This window comes from Sodalis-like endosymbiont of Proechinophthirus fluctus, from assembly GCF_001602625.1.
In the GTDB taxonomy this organism is placed as follows: domain Bacteria; phylum Pseudomonadota; class Gammaproteobacteria; order Enterobacterales; family Enterobacteriaceae.
In genome coordinates this window covers 14,447-15,255 of the sequence record NZ_LECR01000081.1, presented here as the reverse complement: position 1 = coordinate 15,255, position 809 = coordinate 14,447, and the positions used below count along the sequence as shown (strand labels likewise).

The 809-nt window shown below is 48.6% G+C and carries 1 protein-coding gene; it reads left to right on the top strand.

What is annotated here, in order from left to right; translation table 11 throughout:
* A partial coding sequence (locus tag BG74_RS15000) for a hypothetical protein (protein ID WP_204376364.1) occupies nucleotides 1–207 on the top strand: 207 nt, incomplete at its 5' end.
* Nucleotides 208–809 lie beyond the last annotated feature (602 nt).

Genomic DNA, 809 nt, shown 5'->3' with positions numbered 1-809 from the left:
GAGTCATCTGGGGCGTTGGTTTCGTCGTGCCTATCATATGACGCCTGCCCGCTATCGGTAATTAGTGCACAAACGTTCCAGACGGCGTTTGAAACCCCTTTTACTCTAACAGCCTGGTCAATAATCAAGAGCGTAGAGATGAACAAAGTGGAACAACAGTCAATTGCGGTGCCGGAACGCTGTGTGGTGATAACGATCAGGCCCTAGTGCAATCCTCGTCATTAGTGCCCTCTAAGCATCAATCTTTAAATGCAATTATCAACAGGAGAGTAACTGGATGAAAACCTTACGTAGTAAGTGGATAACCACTGGTGTGGGTTTGCCTCGCCTCTACGACCCGCTCTGCTTGGATAAAACCTTTCAGTGAGCAGACCGGTATTGACGAGTAAGACTCTGTTGCCCTTTAGTGGCGGGGCAGCCACCGAGGGACTTGACTATACCTGATCGATACATTAAGAACGGCAACGGAGGACCCAAATATGAGCAGACAATATAAAATCGCCTATGAATGGCAATAAGGGAGATGGGAGATACTACTGCTCGTAGGAAGGCACCGTCTAAAGCGATAACGAGCTTACCACCAATAGTACCGGTGACGGAGGCCGACAAAAATACGTCGGTACACTCCGCCAATCAGCCGCAGACGACGGTGACTATACTGTCCATCGTGCCTTATCCCTGAAACCATGCGTAAGCGGCATCTTTACTTCTGTCAATATCCGTTTCATTATCGCTGCTGTGGTTGGTTAGAATGGACGTTGAGCGGTTAATGAAACGGAAATAGCATGCGAACTTCATGGCCCTGGTAC